Origin of the sequence: Caulobacter sp. (assembly GCF_049283275.1) — a bacterium.
Lineage (GTDB): Bacteria > Pseudomonadota > Alphaproteobacteria > Caulobacterales > Caulobacteraceae > Caulobacter.
Genome location: NZ_JBAPVS010000234.1, coordinates 1 through 1736, shown reverse-complemented (window position 1 = coordinate 1736; position 1736 = coordinate 1). Strand labels below are relative to the sequence as shown.

Below are 1736 nucleotides of genomic sequence, written 5' to 3'. Positions count from 1 at the left end.
AGCTGGAGGCGGTGCTCGCCGCCGAGCCGCTGGACGCCGTCACCGGCATCGGCCACACCCGCTGGGCCACCCACGGGGCCCCGACCCTGCGCAACGCCCACCCGCACATCGCCGGCCAGGTGGCGGTGGTCCACAACGGCATCATCGAGAACTTCGCCGAGCTGAAGGCCGAACTGATCAGCCACGGCCGCGTGTTCGAAAGCGACACCGACACCGAGGTGGTCGCCCATCTGATCGACGCCGAGCTCAATACCGGCCTGCCGCCGCTGGCCGCCTTCAAGGCGGCCCTGGACCGGCTGCGCGGGGCCTACGCCCTGTGCGTGCTGATCCATGGCGAACAGGACGTCATCCTCGGCGCCCGCCAGGGCCCGCCGCTGGTGGTCGGCTATGGCGACGGCGAGATGTTCATCGGCTCGGACGCCCTGGCCGTCGGCCCGTTCACCCATCGCATCGCCTATCTCGAGGACGGCGACCACGTGATCATCGACCACGCCTCGGCGCGGATCTTCGACCAGGCCGGCGCCGCCGTCGACCGGCCGATCAAGCTGGTCGCCTCGTCGGCGGCGGTCATGGAGAAGGGCAACTACCGCCACTTCATGGAGAAGGAGATCCACGACCAGCCCGAAGGCTGCCAGCGCACCATCGCCGCCTATGTCGACGCCCTGACGGCGACCACGGCCGTGTCCGGCGGCCTGGATTTCGCGGCCTTGGAGCGCATCCAGATCGTCGCCTGCGGCACCTCCTACATCGCCGGCCTGCTGGGCAAGTACCTGATCGAGCAGTTGGCCGACCTGCCGGTCGATGTCGAGGTCGCGTCCGAGTTCCGTTATCGCCAGCCCGCCTTGCGGGCCGGGGCCCTGGCCATCGCCATGTCGCAGTCGGGCGAGACCGCCGACACCCTGGCCGCCCTGCGGTACTGCCAGGCCAAGGGCATGAAGACCGCCGTGGTCGTCAACGCCGCCGAATCGACCATGGCCCGCGAGGCCGACGTGGTCTGGCCGATCCACTGCGGCGTCGAGATCGGCGTCGCCTCGACCAAGGCCTTCACCGCCCAGGTCTGCGTGCTGACCGCCCTGGCCATCGCCGCCGCCCGCGCCCGCGGCCGCATCGACGCCGCCGAGGAGCAGCGGCTGGACAAGGTGCTGCTGGAGGCGCCCAGGCTGATCGCCGAATCGATCAATCTGGAGGAGGCCGTGCGCGGCGTCGCCCAGGAGGTCTCCAAGGCCCGCGACGTGCTCTATCTGGGCCGTGGCCCGATGTATCCGCTGGCCCTGGAGGGGGCGTTGAAGCTGAAGGAAATCAGCTATATCCACGCCGAGGGCTATGCCGCCGGCGAGCTGAAGCACGGGCCGATCGCCCTGGTCGACGATGCGACCCCGATCGTCATCCTCGCCCCCTTCGACTCCTATTTCGACAAGTCGGCCTCGAACATGAGCGAGGTGATGGCCCGCGGCGGCCAGGTGGTGTTCATCACCGATCCGGACGGCGAGAACCAGGCCCCGGCCGGGGCCCGGGTGGTGGTCACCGCCCCGCGCTGCGACCCGCTGATCGCGCCGCTGGTGATGGCCGCGCCGATCCAGCTGCTGGCCTATCACGTCGCCGTGCTGCGCGGCGCCGATGTCGACCAGCCGCGCAACCTGGCCAAGTCGGTGACGGTGGAATGACCCCCCTCCGGCCCTTCGGGCCACCTCCCCCAAGGGGAGAGGATCTTGGCGTCCAGATGCTCCCCCTCTGGG

Annotated in this window: 1 protein-coding gene; it reads left to right on the top strand. The window is 70.2% G+C overall.

The genetic code is table 11. The features are described 5' to 3' along the window. Positions 1-1664, top strand: a 1664-nt coding sequence (glmS, locus tag WAL33_RS13205; RefSeq protein WP_422182009.1) for a glutamine--fructose-6-phosphate transaminase (isomerizing), incomplete at its 5' end; no start/stop codon positions are given. Between the last annotated feature and the right edge of the window lie 72 nt (positions 1665-1736).